21 protein-coding genes are annotated in these 23673 nt (G+C 56.8%); 8 read left to right on the forward strand and 13 right to left on the reverse strand.

Going from position 1 to position 23673, the window contains the following annotated elements:
• The first annotated feature begins 102 nt into the window (after positions 1 to 102).
• From nirB to cysG, 3 genes are all read left to right on the forward strand, one after another.
• Positions 103 to 2637, forward strand: coding sequence for a nitrite reductase large subunit NirB (gene nirB / locus E2F51_RS05245; RefSeq protein ID WP_134822905.1), 2535 nt, complete (start codon positions 103 to 105; stop codon positions 2635 to 2637).
• Positions 2634 to 2960, forward strand: a complete 327-nt coding sequence (gene nirD / locus E2F51_RS05250; protein WP_134822906.1) for a nitrite reductase small subunit NirD — start codon at positions 2634 to 2636, stop codon at positions 2958 to 2960. The genes nirB and nirD overlap by 4 nt, the downstream gene beginning before the upstream one ends.
• Before the next feature lie 75 nt (positions 2961 to 3035).
• Positions 3036 to 4400, forward strand: a complete 1365-nt coding sequence (gene cysG, locus E2F51_RS05255) for a siroheme synthase CysG (RefSeq protein WP_134822907.1) — start codon at positions 3036 to 3038, stop codon at positions 4398 to 4400.
• A 57-nt stretch (positions 4401 to 4457) separates the two neighbouring features.
• Here the strand turns inward: cysG and trpS are convergent, their stop codons facing one another.
• The 12 genes from trpS to pilM form a co-directional block, all read right to left on the reverse strand.
• Positions 4458 to 5462 carry a tryptophan--tRNA ligase gene (gene trpS / locus E2F51_RS05260; protein ID WP_013204187.1) on the reverse strand — a complete coding sequence of 335 codons (1005 nt, stop codon included), beginning with the start codon at positions 5460 to 5462 and terminating at the stop codon, positions 4458 to 4460.
• A 17-nt stretch (positions 5463 to 5479) separates the two neighbouring features.
• Positions 5480 to 6157 (reverse strand): phosphoglycolate phosphatase, encoded by a 678-nt coding sequence (locus tag E2F51_RS05265; RefSeq protein ID WP_105760344.1) that lies wholly within the window; start codon positions 6155 to 6157, stop codon positions 5480 to 5482.
• Positions 6141 to 6827, reverse strand: coding sequence for a ribulose-phosphate 3-epimerase (gene rpe / locus E2F51_RS05270; protein WP_013204189.1), 687 nt, complete (start codon positions 6825 to 6827; stop codon positions 6141 to 6143). Before rpe ends, E2F51_RS05265 begins: the two co-directional genes overlap by 17 nt.
• A gap of 52 nt (positions 6828 to 6879) precedes the next feature.
• Positions 6880 to 7698, reverse strand: a complete 819-nt coding sequence (gene dam, locus E2F51_RS05275; protein ID WP_013204190.1) for an adenine-specific DNA-methyltransferase — start codon at positions 7696 to 7698, stop codon at positions 6880 to 6882.
• A gap of 124 nt (positions 7699 to 7822) precedes the next feature.
• Positions 7823 to 8851 (reverse strand): SPOR domain-containing protein, encoded by a 1029-nt coding sequence (locus E2F51_RS05280; RefSeq protein WP_134822908.1) that lies wholly within the window; start codon positions 8849 to 8851, stop codon positions 7823 to 7825.
• A gap of 90 nt (positions 8852 to 8941) precedes the next feature.
• A complete protein-coding gene (gene aroB, locus E2F51_RS05285) occupies positions 8942 to 10030 on the reverse strand; it encodes a 3-dehydroquinate synthase (protein WP_134822909.1) in 1089 nt (362 codons plus the stop codon).
• 52 nt (positions 10031 to 10082) lie between these two features.
• Positions 10083 to 10604: a shikimate kinase AroK gene (gene aroK / locus E2F51_RS05290; RefSeq protein WP_041692146.1), complete on the reverse strand. Its 522-nt coding sequence runs from the start codon at positions 10602 to 10604 to the stop codon at positions 10083 to 10085.
• A 386-nt stretch (positions 10605 to 10990) separates the two neighbouring features.
• Complete coding sequence (gene hofQ, locus E2F51_RS05295) at positions 10991 to 12259, reverse strand: DNA uptake porin HofQ (protein ID WP_134822910.1); 1269 nt, start codon at positions 12257 to 12259, stop codon at positions 10991 to 10993.
• Positions 12192 to 12596, reverse strand: a complete 405-nt coding sequence (locus E2F51_RS05300; RefSeq protein ID WP_134822911.1) for a HofP DNA utilization family protein — start codon at positions 12594 to 12596, stop codon at positions 12192 to 12194. Before E2F51_RS05300 ends, hofQ begins: the two co-directional genes overlap by 68 nt.
• On the reverse strand, positions 12586 to 13086 hold the full coding sequence (locus tag E2F51_RS05305; protein WP_134822912.1) for a hypothetical protein: 501 nt from the start codon (positions 13084 to 13086) through the stop codon (positions 12586 to 12588). Before E2F51_RS05305 ends, E2F51_RS05300 begins: the two co-directional genes overlap by 11 nt.
• Positions 13079 to 13618 (reverse strand): PilN domain-containing protein, encoded by a 540-nt coding sequence (locus E2F51_RS05310; protein ID WP_134822913.1) that lies wholly within the window; start codon positions 13616 to 13618, stop codon positions 13079 to 13081. Before E2F51_RS05310 ends, E2F51_RS05305 begins: the two co-directional genes overlap by 8 nt.
• Positions 13618 to 14445, reverse strand: coding sequence for a type IV pilus biogenesis protein PilM (gene pilM / locus E2F51_RS05315; protein ID WP_134822914.1), 828 nt, complete (start codon positions 14443 to 14445; stop codon positions 13618 to 13620). The genes E2F51_RS05310 and pilM overlap by 1 nt, the downstream gene beginning before the upstream one ends.
• A gap of 118 nt (positions 14446 to 14563) precedes the next feature.
• Here pilM and mrcA point away from each other — a divergent pair, with 118 nt between their 5' ends.
• Positions 14564 to 17119 carry a peptidoglycan glycosyltransferase/peptidoglycan DD-transpeptidase MrcA gene (gene mrcA / locus E2F51_RS05320; protein ID WP_013204199.1) on the forward strand — a complete coding sequence of 852 codons (2556 nt, stop codon included), beginning with the start codon at positions 14564 to 14566 and terminating at the stop codon, positions 17117 to 17119.
• A gap of 81 nt (positions 17120 to 17200) precedes the next feature.
• Here the strand turns inward: mrcA and nudE are convergent, their stop codons facing one another.
• The gene (gene nudE, locus E2F51_RS05325) at positions 17201 to 17767 is read right to left on the reverse strand and encodes an ADP compounds hydrolase NudE (protein WP_013204200.1); all 567 of its coding nucleotides are present in this window, start codon (positions 17765 to 17767) and stop codon (positions 17201 to 17203) included.
• A gap of 409 nt (positions 17768 to 18176) precedes the next feature.
• Between nudE and E2F51_RS05330 the strand changes: the two genes are divergently transcribed.
• The 4 genes from E2F51_RS05330 (at position 18177) to pckA (ending at position 23625) form a co-directional block, all read left to right on the forward strand.
• Positions 18177 to 20315 (forward strand): intracellular growth attenuator family protein, encoded by a 2139-nt coding sequence (locus tag E2F51_RS05330; RefSeq protein ID WP_134822915.1) that lies wholly within the window; start codon positions 18177 to 18179, stop codon positions 20313 to 20315.
• A 139-nt stretch (positions 20316 to 20454) separates the two neighbouring features.
• Positions 20455 to 20856, forward strand: coding sequence for a ribosome-associated heat shock protein Hsp15 (gene hslR / locus E2F51_RS05335; RefSeq protein ID WP_013204202.1), 402 nt, complete (start codon positions 20455 to 20457; stop codon positions 20854 to 20856).
• Positions 20857 to 20878: 22 nt separating this feature from the next.
• Positions 20879 to 21757, forward strand: coding sequence for an Hsp33 family molecular chaperone HslO (gene hslO / locus E2F51_RS05340; protein ID WP_013204203.1), 879 nt, complete (start codon positions 20879 to 20881; stop codon positions 21755 to 21757).
• 254 nt (positions 21758 to 22011) lie between these two features.
• Positions 22012 to 23625 carry a phosphoenolpyruvate carboxykinase (ATP) gene (gene pckA / locus E2F51_RS05345; protein ID WP_134822916.1) on the forward strand — a complete coding sequence of 538 codons (1614 nt, stop codon included), beginning with the start codon at positions 22012 to 22014 and terminating at the stop codon, positions 23623 to 23625.
• Positions 23626 to 23673: the final 48 nt, after the last annotated feature.

Genomic DNA, 23673 nt, shown 5'->3' on the forward strand with positions numbered 1-23673 from the left:
CATACCCATAAAGGAGTATTTAAAAAGCGCTTTGATGTACATCAATAAGCCGGAGGTCGGGCGCGCTATTGTAGCGGCATTACATTGCATTGTGAGGCAAATATGAGCACCCGACTCGTCATCATTGGCAACGGCATGGTAGGCCACCGCTTGATTGAAGAACTGCTGGAAAAGGCGACGCCCGGCCAGTTTGCCATCACCGTTTTTTGCGAAGAGCCTCGCGTGGCCTACGACCGCGTACACCTTTCCGCCTATTTTTCCCATCATACCGCGGAAGAATTATCGCTGGTCCGCAACGACCTGTACCTGAAAAATAACGTCGAGGTGCTGATTGGCGAACGGGCCATCACCCTGAACCGGCAGGAGAAGGTAATCATTTCCAGCAGCGGTCGCGCCGTACACTATGACAAGCTGGTGATCGCCACCGGCTCCTATCCGTGGGTACCGCCGATCAACGGCGCGGACGGTCAGGACTGCTTTGTTTACCGCACCATTGAAGACCTCAACGCGATTGAAGCCTGCGCGCGCCGCAGCACGCGCGGTGCGGTGGTCGGCGGCGGATTGCTGGGGCTGGAAGCGGCTGGCGCGCTGAAAAACCTCGGCATTGAAACCCATGTTGTGGAGTTTGCCCCGGTGCTGATGGCGGAACAGCTGGATCCCCTTGGTGGCGCGCAGCTGCAGCAGAAAATCGAACGGATGGGGGTGAAGGTTCACACCGGTAAAAACACCCAACGCATCACCGACCGCCCGGAAGGCGGCAAACGCATGCAGTTTGCCGACGGCAGCGCGCTGGACATCGACTTTATCGTCTTCTCTACCGGTATTCGCCCGCAGGATACCCTCGCCAGACAGAGCGAGCTTGCCCTCGGCCCGCGTGGCGGCGTGCTGATTGATGACCACTGCCTCAGCTCTGATGGCGATATCTATGCCATCGGCGAATGTGCCGCCTGGCAGGGCCGCGTGTATGGTCTGGTTGCACCGGGCTACAAAATGGCGCAGGTCACCTGCGATCATCTGTTGGGCAACGATAACCTGTTCGCTGGCGCGGATATGAGTGCAAAGCTCAAACTGCTGGGTGTGGATGTGGGCGGCATTGGCGATGCGCATGGCCGTACGCCGGGTTCACGAAGCTATGTTTATCTGGATGAGAGCAAGGAAATCTATAAGCGGCTGGTGGTCAGCGAGGATAACAGGCGGCTGCTCGGTGCGGTGCTGGTGGGCGACACCAGCGATTACGGCAACCTGCTACAGCTGATGCTCAATGCCATCGAACTGCCTGAGAACCCGGATGCCCTGATCCTGCCGGCCCATGCCGGGAGCAAACCCTCAATCGGCGTCGACTCGCTGCCGGACAGCGCGCAGATTTGCTCCTGTTTCGATGTCACCAAAGGCGATCTGGTCAGCGCCATTCAGGGCGGCTGCCATACCGTGGCTGCCCTCAAAGCAGAAACTAAAGCCGGAACGGGCTGCGGCGGCTGCGTGCCGTTAATGACCCAGGTGCTGAATGCCGAACTGAGCCGTCAGGGCATCGAGGTGAATCATCACCTTTGCGAGCATTTCAGCTATTCGCGCCAGGAGCTGTATCACCTGATCCGCATTGAAGAGATCAAAACCTTCGATGCGCTGCTGGCGAAATACGGTAAAGGCTACGGCTGCGAGGTCTGTAAACCGACCGTCGGCTCGCTGCTGGCTTCCTGCTGGAATGAATACGTATTAAAGCCTGCGCACACCTCACTGCAGGACAGTAACGATATCTTCCTCGGCAATATTCAGAAAGATGGCACCTACTCGGTGATCCCACGATCCGCCGGCGGAGAGATCACCCCGGAAGGGCTGATGGCCATTGGCGACATTGGCCGCCGCTACAACCTCTACACCAAAATCACCGGCTCCCAGCGCATTGGCCTGTTTGGCGCGCAGAAGGATGACCTGCCGGCGATCTGGTCACAGCTGATCGCCGCCGGCTTCGAAACCGGTCACGCCTATGCCAAAGCGCTGCGCATGGCCAAAACCTGCGTGGGCAGCAGCTGGTGCCGCTTTGGCGTCGGCGACAGCGTCAGCCTGGGCGTCGAGCTGGAAAACCGCTACAAGGGCATCCGCACGCCACACAAGATGAAGTTCGGTGTCTCAGGCTGCACCCGCGAATGTGCCGAAGCCCAGGGCAAAGACGTCGGGATTATCGCCACCGAGAAAGGCTGGAATCTGTATGTCGCCGGGAACGGCGGCATGAAGCCGCGCCATGCGGATTTACTGGCAGCCGACCTGGATAAGGAAACGCTAATCCGTTATCTCGACCGCCTGATGATATTTTACATCCGCACGGCCGATAAGTTGCAGCGCACCTCGCTGTGGCTGGAGAGTCTGGAAGGCGGCATCGACTACCTGAAACGGGTGATCATTGACGACACGCTGGCGCTCAATGCGCAGCTGGAAACCGAACTCGCCAGGCTGCGCGCGCGATTTGTCTGCGAGTGGAAAGAGACCGTGGACGAGCCACGTCAGCACGCGCGCTTCGCCCACTTTATCAACGATTCACGGCGCGACCCGCTGGTACAGGTCATCGGCGAACGCGAGCAGCATCGCCCGGCACGGCCGGAGGAGCGCATCCCTGTTGTTCTGATGGACGAGCAATCATGAGTCACTGGCATCCGGTCTGTTCTCTGGACAGCATCCTGCCCGCCACCGGCGTGTGTGCGTGGGTGAACAATCAACAGCTGGCGATTTTCCGCCCCCGCGCCGATGAAACGGTGTATGCGCTGAGCAATATCGATCCCTTTGCCGGGGCCAGCGTCCTGTCGCGCGGCTTGATCGGCGAACATCAGCAGGCGCTTTGGGTTGCCAGCCCGTTGAAAAAGCAGCGTTTCCGTCTGCATGATGGCCTCTGTATGGAAGACGAAAGCCGTTCCATCACCTGCTACCCTGCCCGCGTCCGTGACGGTCAGGTAGAGATTGCTGTTTGATCCCCGACTGATATGTAAAAATCCCGCACCGGCCGCGTTCTGGCGGCCCTTTTCTTTCTGACTGGTGAGCGTTGTATGGACTATCTTCCCCTGTTTTGTCAGCTGCGTAACAGAGCCTGTCTGTTAGTCGGCGGCGGTGACATTGCCGAACGTAAAGCGCGAATGCTGCTGAAAACCGGAGCCGACCTGACAGTCTGTGCAACCCATTTCTCCCCGCAGTTCCGGCTCTGGCAGCAGGAAGGCAAGGTCACCTTGATTGAGGGCACCTTCCGCGCGGAGATGCTCGACGGTTGCTGGCTGGCGATCGCCGCCACCGACGACGATGCGGCGAATCAGCAGGTGGGCGACTGCGCCGAGGCACGACAGGTGTTCTGTAACCTCGTCGATGCCCCGCAACAGGCCAGCGTCATTATGCCGTCCATCGTTGACCGCTCGCCGTTGATTGTCGCCATCTCCAGCGGCGGCCGTGCGCCGGTGATGGCCCGACTGCTGCGGGAAAAAATAGAGGCGCTGTTGCCTCAGCATCTGGGGAAAATCGCCGCCTATGCCGGTTCTCTACGCCAGCGGGTTAAAAATCAGTTCGTCGAGATGGGTCAACGCAGACGGTTTTGGGAAAAAGTGTTTCATCACGATCGGCTGGCGCAGTCGCTGGCCAATCAACAAACCGACCAGGTTGCGCAGCTGACCGAAGCGCTGTTTGCGGAACCGCTGGAGAACCGCGGTGAAGTGGTGCTGGTTGGCGCAGGACCTGGCGATGCCGGGCTGCTGACGCTGAAAGGCCTGCAGCAGATCCAGCAGGCTGACGTGGTGGTGTACGATCGTCTGGTGTCCGATGCGGTCCTCGAACTGGTGCGCCGCGATGCGGAGCGCATCTTTGTTGGCAAGCGGGCCGGTTTCCACTGCGTACCGCAGGAAAACATTAATCAGCTTCTGCTGGAACAGGCGCAACAGGGCAAACGGGTGGTGCGTCTGAAAGGCGGCGATCCCTTTATTTTTGGCCGCGGCGCGGAAGAACTGGAGGCGCTGCTGGACGCGAAGATCCCCTTCTCAGTGGTGCCCGGCATCACCGCCGCATCGGGCTGTTCAGCGTACAGCGGCATTCCGCTGACGCACCGCGATCATGCGCAAAGCGTCAGACTGGTCACCGGGCATCTGCAGGCGAATGGCACGCTCGACTGGCAAAACCTGGCGGCGGAGCAGCAAACGCTGGTGTTCTATATGGGACTGTCGCAGGCGGGAGAGATCCAGACGCAGCTGCTGGCTCACGGCATGGCGGCCGATATGCCGGTAGCGCTGGTAGAAAGAGGTACCTCGCCCCAGCAACGGGTGGTCAGCGGCACGTTACAGCAGCTGGCAAGCCTGGCAGCAGACGTCAGCAGCCCGTCATTGATTATTGTCGGCCGGGTGGTGGCCTTGCGGGAAAAATTGCGTTGGTTCTGAGGGATGAAAAGGTAAACCAGAAGCGAAAATGTCCGCTTCTGGTTTATTCAACGGCCGTTACGGCTGCGCAACAAAGCCGATGGCTTCGTAGACTTTTTTCAGCGTCACCTGCGCCTGTGAACGGGCTTTAGCCGCGCCATCACGCATGATCTGATCCAGCAGCGCTTCATCATTACGGAAGCGGTAATAACGCTCTTGCAGATCGGTCAGCATGCCGGAAACGGCTTCGGCCACCGCGCCTTTCAAATGACCATACATCTGGCCTTCAAACTGCTGCTCCAGCTCAGGAATGCTGGTGCCGGTCACGCCAGACAGAATATCCAGCAGGTTAGACACGCCCGCCTTATTCTTCACGTCATAACGTACCACCGGCGGCTCATCGCCATCGGTCATCGCGCGCTTGATCTTCTTCACTACCGCTTTTGGATCTTCCAGCAGGCCGATGACGTTATTACGGTTATCGTCAGATTTGGACATCTTCTTAGTCGGCTCAAGCAGCGACATCACGCGCGCGCCTGATTTCGGGATAAACGGCTCTGGCACCTTAAAGATATCGCCATACAGCGCGTTAAAGCGTGACGCCACGTCACGGCTCAGTTCCAGATGCTGCTTCTGGTCTTCGCCTACCGGCACCTGCGTGGTCTGGTACAGCAGGATATCGGCCGCCATCAGCACCGGATAGTCAAACAGACCGGCGTTGATGTTCTCTTCGTAGCGTGTGGACTTGTCCTTGAACTGCGTCATGCGGCTCAGTTCGCCGAAATAGGTGTAGCAGTTAAGGATCCAGCTCAGCTGAGTATGCTCAGGCACATGCGACTGAACAAAGATGGTGCTCTTTTCAGGGTCGATGCCACATGCAAGGTAAAGGGCCAGCGTATCCAGCGTCGCTTTACGCAGTGCGGTCGGATCCTGGCGCACGGTGATCGCATGTAAGTCGACGATACAGTAGATGCAGTCATGGCTATCCTGCATGCTGACCCACTGACGCAGCGCACCCATATAGTTACCGATGGTCAGTTCGCCGGAAGGCTGTGCGCCGCTAAATACGATGGGTTTGCTCATGTTTTTCGTCCTGATAATTACAGCCCGAGTGCGGGCAACAAATCGTTAAAATGGTCCAGTACAACGGTAGGCTGGCTGGTGGCAATCGGCTCACCGTAGTTATAGCCAAACGTCATCCCGATTGAGGGACAACCGGCAGCCTGAGCCGCCAGAATATCATTGCGGGAATCACCGACAAACACCAGCTCCTCCTGCAACAGGCCGAACGTGCCTAACACCAGAAACAGCGGTGCCGGATGCGGTTTTTTCGCCACCACATCATCACCGCCGATAATCAGCGAGAAGTAGTCCGCAATGCCCAGAGAAGATAACAACGGCGCGACGAAAGGCGTTGGTTTGTTGGTCACCACCGCCATTGGCAGGCCTTTCGCTGCCAGTGCCGCCAGCCCTTCCTTCACGCCCGGAAACAGCTTGCTGCCGCTTTCGATGGTGGTGGCGTAATGGGTATCCAGCAGCACGCGCGCATCGCGGATCAAATCGTCTTCCGGCTGGTGGCCTAACGCCCAGGTCAGCGCGCGTTCAATCAGGATATCCGCACCGTTGCCGATCCAGGTGGAGACGCGTTCAACGCCTGCGGCCGGTAAGCTGAGTGCCGTTAATGCCGCATCGACCGCGCTGGCCAGACCTGGCGCACTGTCAATCAGCGTGCCGTCCAGGTCGAAAGCCAATGCACGAACCTTAGTGAAATGAGCCATGGCGTGATTTCTCCAGTTCGGTGCGCATATCGTCGATCACTTTTTTGTAATCCGCTTTGCCAAAGATCGCTGAACCGGCAACAAACATATCTGCGCCCGCATCGGCAATCTCAGCGATGTTTTCAACCTTCACGCCGCCATCCACTTCCAGGCGAATGTCATAACCGCTCTGGTCGATCAGCTTGCGAACCTGACGCAGCTTATCGAGGGTGCCGGGAATAAAGGATTGACCGCCGAAGCCCGGATTGACTGACATCAGCAGAATGACATCCACCTTGTCCATCACGTAATCCAGGTAGCTGAGCGAGGTGGCCGGGTTAAACACCAGACCGGCTTTACAGCCGTGCTCTTTAATCAGCTGCAGCGAGCGGTCAACATGCTCGGAGGCTTCCGGATGGAAAGTGATGTAGCTGGCACCGGCTTTAGCAAAGTCCGGGATCAGACGATCGACCGGCTTCACCATCAGGTGCACATCAATCGGCGCGGTAATACCGTAGTCGCGCAGCGCTTTCAGTACCATTGGCCCCATGGTCAGATTGGGAACGTAGTGATTGTCCATCACATCGAAATGCACGACATCGCCACCGGCGGCCAGCGCTTTTGCTGTGTCTTCACCCAGACGGGCAAAATCCGCAGACAGAATTGATGGGGCAAGTAAAAACTGTTTCATCCATTTCTCCCAATTAGCGCGCCTGACGACAGGCACGTACCGCAGTTGAGGGCTAACTCCCGGCGAACAACGCCAGCAGTTCATCCACCTGATTACGTCCGTTACTGTTGCGACTGATCGAACGCCGCGCTTTGATTTGATGCAGCTTTGCCGCCTGATACCATTCGCGGGTTAGCGGGGTATCGTGATTGGAGATCAGCACCGGAATGTGGCTCTCCATCGACAGCTTCTCCGCCAGTTGCGCCAGATGCTGTTGTTGCAGCAGGCTGAAACTGTTGGTGTGATAAGCGGTAAAGTTCGCCGTCGCTGACAGCGGTGCATACGGGGGATCGCAATAGACCACCGCCCCTTTATGTGCACGGCTCAGGGTAACATCGTACGATTCACAGACAAAGGTGGCGTTTTGTGAACGTTCAGAGAACCAGTACAGCTCGTCCTCCGGGAAATAGGGTTTGCGATAACGGCCAAAAGGCACGTTGAACTCACCGCTCAGGTTGTAGCGACACAACCCATTGTAGCAATGGCGGTTGAGATACAAAAACAGCAGGCCACGGCGGTAAGGATCCTCACAGCGATTAAACTCAGCACGGCGAGCGTAGTAGAACTCGGCGTCGTTGGTTTCACTGGTAAACAGCTCGCGGGCATCGGTGGTGAACTCGCTGACGCGGGTTTTAACGATGTTGTAGAGGTTAATCAGGTCGCTGTTGATATCCGCCAGCAGGTAGCTCGGAAATTCAGTGTTAAGAAACACCGATCCGGCCCCGACAAAAGGCTCAATCAGACAGTCGCCTTCCGGCAGATGACGATGGATATCTTCAAGCAGCGGGTATTTGCCACCCGCCCATTTTAAAAAAGCGCGATTTTTTTTCATGCCGTCGTTTTTATTACACTTATTTTTCTGGCTGCGATGACAACAACAACCTATCTGCGCTTTGAATAGTTAGCCCTCCGAAGAGGGCTAACAGTTTCATCAGTAAATCAGGCTCGCCTGACCTCTATTCAGTGGACTCTTTCTTCACCTGGCTGACTGGCTTCACCCATGGGTTTTGTGCACGAACCTCAGCAGGCAGCGAGGCTACGGCGCGCTTCGCATCTGCTGGCGTGGCATACGAGCCGCTGACCAGCACATACCATGGCTGACCGTTACGTGCGGTTTTATACACGTGGTAGCTGCTCAGGTTTTGTTTCTTCGCCCAGGCATTCAGGGTATCTGAACGCGAGGCGCTGCTCAGCTGCAGCGTATAGCTGCCACCCGGCGTTGAGCTAGAGGCTTTTGACGGCTCAGAGGCGCTACGCGCGGCTGGCGTGGTGGCAGCGTGCTTAGTCTCTTTTGCAGCAGGTTTAGCCGTGGCTGGCTTGTGGGCAGTTGCCGGAGCCTGATGCTGAGTCGGATGACGTGGCTGGCTGGCGGCGGGCTTAGCTGCGGTTGCAGGCGGCGTATTGCCACCCGGCGCAACGGTTGCCGGTGCGGTAGGCAATGAGCTGCCGGAATCCTGCGCACCCTGTGCGGCGGCATCGACCTGACCTTGCTGATTGCTCAGGGCATTATTCAGATCGCCCGGCAGCTCAACGCGCTGCTGATTAGCCGGGGTTTGAACCGGTGCAGCCTGAGTTGGCGTGGAAGAAATTGGCGGTGCGCTGAGTTCCTGCGGGCCATTGCTGGTCGCCGGCGGGTTTGCCGCGGTGGTATCAGGCGCAGGCTGGGATCCAGACTGGCCGCTCATTGATGAGGAACCAGAAAGATCGATATTTTTATCGCTGCCGGACTGTGCAGGTGTTGTAGCCGCAGTACCGGTTGGCGCAGCTGGCTTCTCAGCCGTCTGGCTTCCGTTGCTGTCACCCGGCGAGTTCAGCGCGGAGCCGATACCAATCACCAAAAGCAGCAGCACCAGAATACCGACGCCCATCATCATATGCTGGCGGGATACCGGGACTTTAGGGGCAGAAGACGTCTTGCGGGATCGCTGCGGGCGGCGATCACTGGTGTCAGGTTTTAACTCGTCTTCCGGTTTAAACTCGTCCATTCAACCTCCTACAGTAGAGCAGCGACGCCACTCAACATCCTCTGAGCGGCGGATAACTTGATCGTTGGGCACAAGCCCGATGTAACAGCTTCAGACTGGCAGGCAGTCGTTGATCGCAGCCAGCACCGTATCATGGGCCACGCCGCTGCGCACTTCGGACTGGCCGATAGCGAGAGGTAACACCAGACGAAGTTTTCCAGCCAATACTTTCTTGTCACGCATCATATGCGGCAAATACGCTTCAGCCGCCATCGATTCCGGGCCGGTGACCGGCAGACCTGCACGTTTGAGCAACCGGATGATCCGGTCGGTATCGTCAGCAGAGAATTGCCCCAGACGCTCGGCCGTGCGGGCAGCCATGACCATGCCGGCAGCGACGGCTTCACCGTGCAGCCAGTTACCGTAGCCCATATGGGCTTCGATCGCGTGGCCGTAGGTATGGCCGAGATTCAACAGCGCGCGTTGCCCTAATTCATGTTCATCTGCGGCCACCACGTCGGCTTTCAGCTCGCAACAGCGGCGGATACAGTACGCCAGCGCGTTGCCATCAAGGGCCAGCAGGGCATCGATATTCGCTTCCAGCCAGTCGAAAAACTCAGCGTCGAGAATAATGCCGTATTTGATCACTTCAGCCAGGCCAGACGCTAACTCGCGTGGCGGCAGGCTGTTCAGGCAGTCAATATCAATCACCACCGAAGCGGGCTGATAGAACGCGCCGATCATGTTCTTGCCCAGCGGATGGTTAACCGCCGTTTTGCCTCCCACAGAGGAGTCAACCTGCGACAGCAATGTGGTAGGAACCTGAATAAAGCGCACGCCACGTTGATAGCTGGCGGCGGCAAACCCGGTCAGATCGCCAATAACCCCACCGCCTAACGCGATAAGGGTAGTGTCACGACCGTGAGGTTTTTCGAGAAGAGCGGTAAAGACCTGATCCATGACCGCCAGCGTTTTATACTGCTCGCCGTCGGGAAGGATCACCTGGTCAACCTCCACACCAGCGCCTTCCAGCAGCTGGCGCACAGGCGTGAGATAGAGAGGGGCCAGCGTCTGGTTTGTCACCAGCATGGCCCGATCGCCCGCCTTAAGCGGCCAAAAAGAAGCCGGATCGGTAAACAGTCCGGCAGCGATGGTAATGGGGTAACTTCTCTCCCCCAAAGTGACGGTAATCTTCTCCATGAAGCGTTATCACCTTTTTATTACTTTGGCCCGCAGGCGGTCAGAGCTGGACTCAGCTCTTTTCCAACATGTTGATGATCTGATTCGCGACCACTTTCGCACTCTGGTCGTCGGTACGGATCGTCACGTCAGCGATCTCTTCATAGAGCGGATTGCGTTCTGCGGCCAGCGCTTCCAGCACCTCGCGCGGTGGAGATTCCACCTGCAGCAGAGGACGCTTTTTATCGCGCTGAGTGCGGGCAAGCTGCTTCTCAATGGTAGTTTCCAGATACACCACTACGCCGCGAGCCGAAAGACGGTTACGGGTTTCACGTGATTTAACGGAACCGCCACCGGTAGCCAGCACAATGCCTTGCTTCTCAGTGAGTTCGTTGATGATTTTTTCTTCGCGATCGCGGAAGCCTTCTTCGCCTTCGACGTCGAACACCCAACCCACATCCGCTCCGGTACGTCGCTCAATTTCTTGATCGGAATCGAAAAATTCCATATTGAGTTGCTGAGCTAACTGACGCCCAATAGTGCTTTTGCCGGCACCCATAGGCCCAACCAGAAAGATATTGCGTTTCTCTGCCATTTTTTCGGTATTACTACGACAATTCGTTAATGATACCCCGTCCAACCGGACAGGACATGAACTGAAACCTCATGAGCGTTGTGCGAGAGTCAGAACAAAATTATCTCAACACTGAAGGTGTTTTGGCAACCGTTTAAATTGACCTTGCCCATTGCGCGCTATCTGGCGCGTTTCAGTCCGCTTCATTTATCACCCCGATGTCATTGCATCGGCTACGCCGGTTGCGCACGATAAAAAACGGGTTCTGTGTATTCTTCGGAGCCAAACTGTGGCCCATAAATCAAAATCGCTAAACCTTGTAAGCTAATTCCGCCCTTGCGTCAAACCCATATGCCTTCAAGGCCGGAAAAAAGCACCCGGTTACTCAGTTTGGACTAAAAAAAGCATTACTCATCACGAATCAGTCGTGGCGTGATGAAGATCACCAATTCTCGCCTTTTTTGTTCATTAATATCATAGCGAAACAGCGACCCCAGTATCGGAATATCGCCAATCAGCGGAACTTTGCGTTGGCCGCTGGCGGTGGAACGCTGAAAGATGCCGCCCAGGGCCAGCGTCTGGCCGTCTTTTAACGTCACCTGCGTCTGGATTTCCTGTTTGTCGATGGCCAGATATTCGCCCTCGCCACTGCGCATGGTTCGGCCAGGCACATTTTGCGTCAGCTGTAACTTCAATAAAATCCGGCCGTTAGCCTGAACCACTGGCGTCACCTCCATGCCCAGCACCGCCTCCTTAAACTCCACCGTGGTGGTGCCGCTGGTGCCGCTGGACACTTCATAGGGGATTTCGGTGCCCTGTTTGATGCTGGCGGGTTGCTGATGGGAAGTAAACAGACGCGGGCTGGCGATAATTTCCAGCTTATTTTCCTGTTCCAGCGCGCTAAGCTCCAGATCGAGCAATTTTCCGTCCAGTCGGGCCAGCGTAAAGCCCGCCGTCAGGGCGGCATCCGCAACAGGCAGGGAGACGGTAAACTGACTGGTGCGCAACGCCTGTGTGATTTGCTCATCGCTGGTGGTGCCCCAACGAACGCCCAACTCTCTCAGGCTCTCCTCGTTGATGGTGACGATATGGGCCGCCAGCTCGATTTGTTCCAACGGCACATCCAGCGCCTGTACCCAACGTCGGGTGGCATCCAACGCTGGGCGCGTGTCACGCAGCAGTAAACTGTTGGTTCGGGCATCGACGGTAACACTGCCGCGCTCACTCATCAGTCGTGCACGCTCCGACTGCAAACTGCTGTTAACGATGCTGGCATCCGCGTGGGCCAACGTCAGCACTTCAGTTATCAGCAGCTGTTCTTTCTCGGCCTTCTCACGCTGATTTTCCTGTTCCAGCGCCTCCTTGCGTTGCTGTTCCAGCGCCCGGCTTTCCGGCCACACCAGTAAAATACTGTCTTCGGTTTCGACACTGAGCTGAGCCATGCGGGCCACCAGCTGAAGCGCCTGTTGCCAGGGAACGTTCGTCAGCCTGAGAGAAAGCGTACCCTGCACGTCTGGCGCCACCATCAAATTCAGGTTCTGCCAGTCAGCCAGCGCTTGCAGCACCTGCCCCACCGGCGCATCGTCAAAGGCCAGCGAGACCGGTCGTTCATTGGCCTTTAACGGCGTCAGTACGCCCATCAGCATCAACATCAGCAGACAAACTATCCTTTTCATAAATGCTCCCTTTTAGGTTCCTTTTAAACGCTGGCTCACACCCGTTCAGATCCGCCACGGTAATGCTCAACGCGGTGATCTCCTGCAACTGCCAGCGCTGGTTAAGCTGTTGGCCCTGAGTAAGCTGGATCCACTTGCCTTTTTTCGCCATCAGCCAGGCATGGAAATCGTCAGCCTGGCCAATGATGCCTTTCAGCTGCCAGTGAAAAGGCATCGGATGTTGCTCGCATTCACTCACCAACGGCTGAAAGGGATCGCGACCGGCCTGACTGTCCGCAGCCACCAGCAACAACAGGCTAACGATGGCCCTACAGAGGTTTCCGCGTTCAGTCTTCATGATTCAGGGCCAGCGTCAGATGGAAACGCAGCTGCGCGTGTTCAGGCTTGAGGGTGAAGCGTGATAGCGTCACGCCGGCGGGCAGCGTGCTCAGATAGCCGAACAGGCTTTCCACCTGCGGCCAGCTAACATCCAACGTCAGGCTTCCTCCCTGGCGGCTGGGTTGCCAGTCTGCCAACTCGCCACCAGAAATCTGGGTCAACGTCAGTAAAGAGAAGGCTGTTTTCTGCTCAGGCTGCAGCGCCTGCTGAAGTTGCGCGATTTCCTCCCTGGCACTGACAAAGGATCCCGACGCCATCAGACGTTGCACAAGAAGCTGATACCGACTGCTTTGCAGCCGATGCTGAGCCAGCAGCTTTATCGCCTGCTGGTCGGCCGGTGCGGCCCAAAGATGCCAAACGCACAGTGCAGAAGCACAGACGGCCATGCACAGCAGCGAGCCCTGCCCCCAGACCGGTAAACTCAGCCAGCGAGACCAGGCGCTATTCATCTTCTTCTCCTGCAAGCGTCACCAACAGATTAAAGGCCAGCCTGCCTTGTGGGCCTCGACTCAGCTGCCCGGTTTTTACCTGCGCGGCCAATGCCAGCGTTTGCAGCTGCAGGCGAAACGTCTCCAGATCGCTTATTCCCTGGCAGACTCCTGAGAGCGTCAGGCTGGTGGCGTTTTTAGCCATGGCGCTCAGCCACAGCGTGTCTGGCATCACCTCGGGCAGACTCAGGGCAAAGCTTCGCCAGCGATCAAGGCGATGTTGACGCTGCTGGCGCGCCGCAAGCTGGCGTTGCAGGCCCTCTTTTTCCAGCGTGAGTGCCGACATCTGCCGGGTCTGCTCTTCCAGCCGCTGGCTGGCACCCTGCATAAAGCTGTCCAGACGTTGGTATTGCTGGTTAAGCGCCCGCGTCCCGACCGTTGGCATTCCGGCGGCGATCAGTGTCAGCACCAGCACACCCAGCACCCATGCCCAACGCTGACGCGCCCTTTTCAGTTTGAGTGCCCGCCAGGGCAACAGATTGACCCAAACCATCAGGCATCTCCTGGACGAAGCGCCAGTCCGGCAGCCAGCGAAAAAGCGCCACTGAGCGCGGGTAACGGCGGCTGCTTCAGGGCAAATGCGGCAAAAGGAGCCAACCCCTGCGCGCGCTCCGGCAGCGGTTCCTTTTGGTACGAGCTGTAATAAAATGCGTCAACGTCCGCTAGCTGCTTCTGCTGTAACGCGGCAAAATCTGGCGCATCCTGCACTGAACTCCAGCCCCAGCGAGGCCTGCCCGCAAATGGGCAATACCACAGCCAGTGATCCTGCAAACGGTGAACCAGCGCGGCCGACGGGTTGAGCGGTAACGTGGTTGAAAGGGCGTGCAGTGCCGCGGGCGACAGCTCCAGCACTTGGGGGTTGAGTCTGGCCTGATGAAGGCAGTGCAGCCAGCTCTGCAGCGCATCCTGACGGGCTGCGGTCAGATAGAGCGCTTTGCCGGCGTCGGCCTCCACACGGTAATCCAGCGCCAGCGTCTCCGGTTCAATTGGGAAAAATCGCCTCGCCGCTGCGGTGATGTACCTGCTACGCTCTGGTTCACGCAATTGGCTGCCAGGCAGCTCGATCTGCCGCTGCAGCACCAGTTGCGGAGGAAACCCCACCCGTAGCGAGATGCGGTAAGGGAGCCGCCTGCGCCAGTTTTGCAGCACGGCGATCACCGGCTCAGGACGTTGCAGCAGCCCGTTAACTAACGTATCTTGCGGCAACGCATGTTGCCACCAGTGGCGAAGTTGCCAGCCGTTCCGACGGCGCTGGATGCCGAGGGCACAGAGTTGCCCGTTTTGAATATCCAGGCCGACTTGCCATGTCTGAAATGCCATTCGCGCGATCTCCATATCGTCAGTATCTAAAAGGACGTATCCAAGCTTCTGGCTTGCCTTTATACTACCGCGCGATTGTTTATAAACTGCCCAATCGACTCAGAATGGAAAATATCAGGTGAAGTTCGTAAAGTATTTATTGATCCTTGCAGTGTGTTGCATTTTGCTTGGAGCAGGCTCGGTCTATGGTTTGTACAAATACATAGAGCCCCAGCTGCCCGACGTTGCCACACTGAAAGATGTGCGTTTGCAGACGCCTATGCAGGTTTACAGCGCCGACAATGAGCTGATTGCTCAGTATGGCGAGAAGCGCCGTATTCCGCTGAAACTGCAGCAAATCCCGCCGGTGATGGTGAAAGCCTTTATCGCTACCGAAGACAGCCGCTTCTACGAGCACCACGGAGTCGATCCTATCGGCATCTTCCGTGCGGCAAGCGTGGCGCTGGTGTCCGGGCATGCGTCACAAGGGGCGAGTACCATCACCCAGCAGCTGGCGCGTAACTTCTTCCTCAGCCCTGAGCGTACGCTGATGCGTAAGATCAAGGAGGCTTTCCTCGCCATCCGCATTGAGCAGATGATGAATAAAGACGAAATCCTTGAGCTCTATCTGAACAAGATCTACCTCGGCTACCGTGCGTATGGCGTGGGCGCCGCAGCGCAGGTTTACTTCGGCAAAACCGTTGATCAGCTGTCGTTGAGCGAAATGGCGATGATTGCCGGCTTGCCTAAAGCCCCTTCAACGTTCAACCCACTGTATTCACACGAGCGCGCGTTACAGCGCCGCAATGTAGTGCTGGGTCGCATGCTGGACCAGAATTACATCACTCAGGCGCAGTATGACGAAGCGCGCAACACCCCGCTGGAAGCCAACTACCACGCGCCGGAAATTGCGTTCTCTGCCCCTTACCTGACCGAGATGGTTCGTCAGGAGATGGTTAAGCGTTATGGCGACAACGCCTATAACGACGGCTTCAAAGTCACCACCACCATCACCCGTAAATTACAGTTGGCTGCACAGAAGTCGGTGCAGGACAACGTGATGAACTACGATATGCGTCACGGCTACCGTGGCCCGTCGAATGTGCTGTGGAAAGTGGGCCAGAACCCATGGGACCACACGGCAATCGTCAAGTCCCTCAAGGCATTGCCGGTATATGGTCCGCTGTTCCCGGCAGTGGTTACCGAGGCGAACAGTGATGAAGCCACGGTCACCATGCGTGACGGCAGCAGCATCGCGCTGAATCTGGCGGGTATGCGCTGGGCACGTCCATACAAATCCGACACGGCACAAGGCCGCACGCCAAAATCGGTGACGGAAGTGGTTCAGGCCGGTCAGCAAATTTGGGTCTACAAAGTGGATTCCGGCTGGGCGCTGGGTCAGGTGCCGGATGTGAACTCCTCACTGGTTTCGCTGGATCCCCATAACGGTGCGGTTCGTGCGCTGGTGGGTGGCTTCGACTTTAATCAGAGCAAATTCAACCGTGCCACTCAGGCACTGCGCCAGGTGGGCTCGAACATCAAGCCGTTCCTGTACACCGCCGCGATGGACCGTGGGCTGACGCTGGCCTCTATCCTTAACGACGTGCCGATTTCACGTTGGGATGCGGGTGCCGGCTCTGACTGGCGTCCGAAGAACTCACCGCCAACCTACGATGGTCCAATCCGCTTGCGTCAGGGTCTGGGACAGTCGAAAAACGTGGTGATGGTGCGGGCTATGCGCGCAATGGGCGTCGATTACGCGGCACAATATCTGCAGCGTTTTGGCTTCCCGGCACAAAACATCGTTCACACCGAATCGTTAGCGCTGGGTTCCGCGTCCTTTACCCCGCTGCAGATGGTGCGCGGTTACTCCGTTATGGCTAACGGCGGTTTCCTGGTTGACCCTTACTTCATCAGCAAGATCGAAGATGAGCAAGGCAACACCCTGTTTGAAGAGAAACCGAAGGTCGCCTGCCCGGAGTGCAATCTTCCGGTCATTTACGGCGAAACCAAGAAAGCGGTCGCTCTGAGTGAAGACAGCGTGGAAAACGTTGCCGTCTCGAAAGAAGGTGAAAAGACCGCCGTTCCTCAGCCGCAGCTTGAGCAGGTTTCGCAGAAGCAGGCCGAGCAGGATGGCGAGCAGCAATACGCGCCTCACGTGATCAACACGCCGCTGTCGTTCCTGATTAAGAGTGCAATGAACTCGAACATCTTCGGCGAGCCAGGCTGGATGGGAACCGGCTGGCGCGCAGGTCGTGATTTAGGTCGCAACGATATCGGCGGCAAAACCGGGACAACCAACAGCTCGAAAGATGCCTGGTTCTCTGGTTATGGCCCTGGCGTGGTGACCTCGGTGTGGATTGGCTTTGATGACCACCGTCGCGATCTGGGTCGCACCACGGCGTCGGGTGCGATCAAGGATCAGATTTCAGGGTATGAAGGCGGCGCGAAAAGCGCTCAGCCTGCCTGGGATCAGTATATGAAAGCTGCGCTGGATGGCGTGCCGGTTCAGCCCCTGACTCCGCCGGAAGGCGTGGTGACGGTGACCATTGACCGTGGCACCGGCAAGCTGGCGAATGGCGGTGGCAACACCCGTCAGGAATACTTCATCGATGGCACCCAGCCTACCGAGTACTCCGTGCATGATGTCGGCACCACGCTGATGGATAACGGCCAGAGTCATGAACTGTTCTGATCGTTAAGCCAACAAAAAGGGACGCGCCGTTATCCGGCGCGTCCCTCTGAATCAACGAAAGCGGGCCTGGTGCCCGCTTTTTTAATAGCGAATGCGGCCCTGCTTCACCAGCCATTCACGGACCAGGAACAGCGCACTGACGTTACGCGCCTCGCAGAAGTCCGGTTCTTGTAACAATCCCAGCAGGTTATCCAGCGGCCAGCGCAGCTGCGGAAGGGGTTCAGGTTCATCTCCCTCCAGCTTCTCTTCATAGAGCTTTTCCGCCACCACGATGTTCATTTTGCTGGAGAAATAGGACGGTGCCAGCGTCAGTTTACCCAGCGTTTCCAGCGTTTCCGCGCCGAAACCCGCTTCCTCTTTCAGCTCACGGTTTGCCGCTTCAAACGGGGTTTCGCCTGGGTCAATCAACCCTTTTGGAAAGCCGAGTTCATAGCATTCCAGCCCCACCGCATACTCCTGGATCAGGATAATGTGGTCGTCGATAATCGGCACGATCATTACCGCTTCGCGGTCAGTGGGTTTCATCCGCTCATAGACTCTACGGGCACCGTTACTGAATGCCAGGTCTACGGCCTCAACGGTGAACAGGCGCGAGCGTGCCACGGCTTCCACATTAAGGATTTTGGGTTTCTGCAGTTGTCTGGTCATAGTGGCCCCAGGAAAAAAGCCAAAAAATGAGCGTCATAGCCCGTAAGTCACGGCATATTGACCGTCGTACCCCCATTGTGCGGCACCGGAGTGGGGATGCCAATCATCGCATGGATTATTTTACGTAGTTATAACAAATGCGCGTCGGCTAGCATGAAAAGTTTTAAAAAAAGTCAATCAGGACCAGTAAAAATAGGATTATGCCGATACTGATGCGGCAAATGGGTTGATACCATCTCAACAGGGAATCTTATACTAATAATCTAATTTTATGATTTTGCGCGCTATTTTTGTATACACAGCGGATTGCCAGAGCCGTCTAAACCCGCCACAATGTCGGTAACGATATGATCAAAGCCGGGTATCATCATAATGACGACGGGAGCATCGTGGCAGGAATGAGGGAAGCATGAGCACAATAGTCATTATATTGGCTGTAATGCTGGCCTGCTCGATGGGAGCGGGATGTTTCTTTTGGTACGCTATGCGGCATCGCCCGCCGTTGGCGAAACCACTGCCATTCATCAGTCCTCCATTTCGTAAACTGAGCGACGACGAGCGCAAAGCCGTTGAGCGCTATATCAGCCTGCTTGAAAAACATCGTGATAACACCTTACCCGGTGGTACCAGCAGGACGGCTGAACCGCTGGTCCTCACCTCGCAAAGCAGCAACGTCTACCCTGTCACCCGCTCGATTACCCGCTACGGCCTCTCCACTGATGATCCCAACAAATGGCGTTACTACCTGGATGCGGTAGAAGTGCATTTGCCGCCGTTGTGGGAACAGTATATTGCTGAAGAGAACTACGTTGAGCTAATCAAAACGCAATCCATTCCGCTGGTCATTTCGTTAAATGGCCATTCGCTGGTGAATTACGTTTATGAACAGCCCGCGCTGGCCCCGGCTATTCGCCCGGTGTCGCAAAACGCCTCGATCAGGAAAGAAGAGAGCGAAAACATTGAGCTGGTGAGCGTGCGCAAGGAAACCGCCGAAGAGTATGCCCTGAGCCGCCCGGACGGGACGCGTGAAGCGTCCGCAATCTGCATCGCCTTCCTGCTGTTCTTTGTCAGTCTGGTCGGCCCTGAACTGCTGATGCCGTGGCTGGTGCTGGCTGGCGCCGCGATGATTGCGGTCAGCTGCTGGTTCCTCTACCGTCGACCTGGCGAAAAAGATCTCCGCGAAATTCACTGCCTGCGCGGCGCGCCTAAGCGCTGGGGATTGTTCGGCGAATCGAACCAGGGACAGGTCAGCAATATTTCACTGGGCATCATTGACCTGATTTACCCGCCACACTGGCAGCCCTACGTCTCCACTGATTTGGGCCAGTCGACTGAAATAGATATTTACCTGAACCGCCAGGTTGTCCGCCAGGGGCGTTTCCTCTCGCTGCAGGATGAAGTGCGCAACTTCCCGATTCAGCGCTGGAAAAAGAATCTGGTGCTGGCGGCAGGATCGTTACTGGTAATGGTGCTGCTGGTTGCGTGGATCCCGCTCAGTATGCCGCTCAAGCTGAGCCTGGCGTGGTTAAAGGGCACCGAAAGCGTTCAGGTTCAGACGGTCAACGATCTGGAAAAAATGCCGCTGCATATCGGTGACAGCCTGAAGGTCAACGGTGAAGGCATGTGTTCCATCCCGGCAACCTATCAGGGCAACCGCACTTACGCCTTTATGCCGTTCGACTGCTCGGCGGTTTACTGGAATAACGCCGCTCCCCTGCCCCAGCCGCAGTCCGACATTATTGATAAAGCCACCGCGCTGCTCAGCACCACCAGCATGCAGCTCCACCCGCAAAGCAATACCGATCCGAAGCTCAACCCCCAGCTGGCAACGGCTATTCAGAAATCCGGCATGATCCTGCTGGATGATTTCTCAGACATCGTGCTAAGAACCCAGGAGTTATGCAGTCAGGATCAGGATTGCGTGCGGCTGAAGAATGCGCTGGTTAACCTTGGTAATGCCAAAGACTGGGATACGCTGGTGCGCCGGGCGGATTCCGGCTCGCTGAACGGCATGAATGTGCTGCTGCGCCCGGTCAGTGCTGAAGCGCTGGAAAATCTGGTGAATACCGCCACCTCTTCGTTCTTCTACCGCGAGACGCGCCGTGCGGCGGAAGCGCTGAACAGCCCACCGCCAGGCGGCTTCCTGATCCTCAGCGATGAAGGCCGGCAGCTAGTAAACCAGCCGGCACCGAGCGTTTCACTGTTTGATTTCAATGCACCCGACCAGTGGCCCGAGCTGCAACGTCTGGCCGGCATGCTGCTGCACACCCAGTTTTACGCCAGCGGCATCGTCACCAATATCACCACCGATGCTAACGGCACGCGTCATATCGCGCTGCACAGCGCGCCGGACAAACTGACGCTGTGGCGTTATCTGGGCACCAGCCTGCTGCTGCTGGTGGTTACCCTCAGTTTTGTCATCAATGGCCTGTTGGCGTTGAAGCGCATCCCCGGTAATCGCCAGCGCCTGATTGCCATCCAAACCTATTACGACAAGTGCTTCAGCCCCTCGCTGAGCACCAGCCAGAGCATTCGCCCGTTATTCTGAGCCGGTCAGTTTTATGCTATTTTTAAGGCTGACAAGGCGAATGGCCTCCCCTTCTGACTCCCCTGATTATCCTGCGATGAAGCGCCTTGAATTCCAGCGATTCACCCATACATAGGGGTATTCCCATCAAGGAGCAGCGATGAAAGAGAAATCCGCAGAGGCGATTCGGCTGGATAAGTGGCTGTGGGCCGCTCGCTTCTACAAAACCCGTTCTGCAGCGCGCCAGATGATTGAGGGTGGCAAAGTCCACTACAACGGTCAGCGCAGCAAGCCGAGTAAAATCGTTGAGCTGAATGCTGAACTGACGCTCCGGCAGGGAAATGATGAACGTACCGTGATCGTGCTGGCCATCAGCGAACAGCGCCGCCCGGCGGTGGAAGCTCAGCTGATGTACGAAGAGACGGCTCAAAGTATTGAGAAACGGGAAAAGATAGCGCTGGCGCGAAAAATGAACGCGCTGACCATGCCGCATCCCGACCGCCGCCCGGATAAAAAAGAGCGACGGGACTTAATGAAATTTAAAAATTCTGGCGACGAGTAATCCGCCCAAACGAGAGAGAATCATGGCTCATCAAGATCAAATGCACCGTTACCTGTTCGAAAACCATGCCGTGCGTGGCGAACTGGTTACCGTTTCCGACACCTGGCGTGAAATCATCAAAGGCCACGACTATCCGTTACCGGTGCAGAAAGTACTGGGCGAACTGCTTGTTGCCACCAGCCTGCTGACCGCCACGCTGAAGTTTGACGGCGATATCACCGTCCAGCTGCAGGGCGATGGCCCGCTGAATCTGGCGGTCATCAACGGCAATAACCGCCAGGAAATGCGCGGTGTTGCCCGTATGCAGGGTGAGATTGCGGCAGAAAGCACGCTGAAAGAGATGGTCGGCAACGGCTACCTGGTGATCACCATTTCCCCGGCGGAAGGTGAGCGTTATCAGGGCGTGGTAGGGCTGGAAGGCGAGACGCTGGCGGAGTGCCTGGAAGATTACTTTATGCGCTCTGAACAGCTGCCAACGCGCCTGTTTATCCGTACCGGCGAAATCGAAGGCCAGCAGGGCGCGGGCGGGATCCTGTTGCAGGTGCTGCCGGCGCAGGATGCTAACCCGGATGACTTCACCCATCTGGCCACGCTGACCGAAACCATCAAAACCGACGAGCTGCTCGGCCTGCCGGCGAATGATGTGTTGTGGCGCCTGTATCACCAGGAAGAAGTAACGATTTTCGATCCGCAAGACGTTTGCTTCCGCTGCACCTGCTCGCACGAGCGCTGTGGCGAAGTGCTGGCGACGCTGCCAGAAGCCGAAGTGGACGAAATCCTTGCCGAAGATGGCAAAATCGACATGCACTGTGACTACTGCGGCAGCCACTATACCTACGACGCGGTTGATATTGCGGCGATTCGTAACGGTTCTTCCGCGAGTAACGATCAGCTTCATTGATGCGACTCGCGTCGCAAACTGATGCGTTAATATGCACGAAATGGTCAGGCCTTAACCGGCCTGGCCCTGCCCCTTCCTCTCTTCACGCGCTGCTTCTCATTTCTGCTGCTTTTGCCTTTCACTGCATCTTCACACGTGTAGACTGCGCGCGATCGTGTTTTCCGCATGAGGATGGATATGCGGGACATCACGGTTAATGGTCTTCCATTACCCTACACTACGTTGCAGCACAGAGCCGATAAAGGAGCAGTAACATGCGTGATCTGACCCCGCAGGACCTCGTCGCTTATGGCATCACGGACACGGTTGAAATCGTCCATAACCCCGATTATGAAACGCTTTTTCACGAAGAAACCCGTCCAGGACTGTCCGGTTGTGAACGAGGCATTCAGACACAATCTGGCGCCATTGCCGTCGATACCGGCATTTTTACCGGCCGCTCACCCAAAGATAAATATATCGTCCGCGATGACACCACCCGCGACACCCTGTGGTGGAACGATCGGGGCGAAGGTAAGAACGACAACCAGCCGCTCTCTGAGGAAAACTGGCAGGCCCTGAAATCCCTCGTCACGAAGCAACTGTCACACAAACGCCTGTTTGTGGTGGATGCCTGGTGCGGCGCCAATCCCGATAGCCGTCTTTGCGTGCGTTTTATCACTGAAGTGGCCTGGCAGGCGCACTTTGTGAAAAACATGTTTATCCGCCCGGATGACGCCGCGCTGGCCACCTTTGAGCCGGACTTCGTGGTGATGAACGGCGCTAAATGCACCAATCCACACTGGCAAAAACAGGGGCTGCACTCCGAGAATTTTGTTGCCTTCAACCTGACGGAACGTATTCAGCTGATTGGCGGCACCTGGTACGGCGGCGAAATGAAGAAAGGCCTGTTCGCCATCATGAACTATCTGCTGCCGTTGAAGGGCATTGCTTCGATGCACTGCTCGGCGAACGTCGGCGAAAAAGGCGATGTGGCGGTGTTCTTTGGCCTCTCCGGCACCGGTAAAACCACGCTTTCAACCGATCCGCTGCGCCAGCTGATCGGCGATGATGAACATGGCTGGGACGATGACGGCGTGTTTAACTTTGAAGGCGGCTGTTATGCCAAGACCATCAAGCTGTCTGAACAGGCTGAACCGGAAATTTATCAGGCGATTCGACGCGACGCCCTGCTGGAAAATGTGGTGATCCGTGCCGATGGCACCGTGGATTACGATGATGGCAGCAAGACCGAAAACACCCGCGTCTCCTACCCGATTGAGCACATCGATAACATCGTGAAGCCGGTCTCTAAGGCGGGCCACGCCAGTAAAGTGATCTTCCTGACTGCCGATGCGTTTGGCGTGCTGCCGCCGGTTTCACGGCTCAGCCCCGATCAGACCCAGTATCACTTCCTGTCGGGTTTCACCGCCAAACTGGCGGGCACCGAACGCGGCGTGACCGAACCTACGCCGACCTTCTCCGCCTGTTTCGGTGCGGCCTTCCTGACGCTGCCTCCAACGCAGTATGCCGAAGTGCTGGTGAAGCGGATGGAAGCGGCCGGTGCGGAAGCCTATCTGGTCAATACCGGCTGGAACGGCAGCGGCAAGCGCATCTCCATTAAGGATACGCGGGCGATTATCAACGCCATTCTGGGCGGTGAGCTGTCGACAGCCGAAACCGTGACGCTGCCGGTGTTTAATCTGCAGATGCCTGTCGCGCTGCCGGGTGTGGATAGCCATATTCTCGATCCGCGAAACACCTGGAGTGATGAAGCCGAGTGGCAAGGGAAAGCCAACGATCTGGCCCAACGGTTTATTGATAACTTCGATAAATACACCGATACGCCGGCCGGTGAGGCGTTAATCAAAGCCGGTCCGCAGCTGTAATTCAAAAAGGGCTTAGTCATCGACTAAGCCCTTTTTTTACAGACAGAT

It is taken from the genome of Erwinia sp. QL-Z3, assembly GCF_004551645.1.
GTDB lineage: Bacteria > Pseudomonadota > Gammaproteobacteria > Enterobacterales > Enterobacteriaceae > Erwinia > Erwinia billingiae.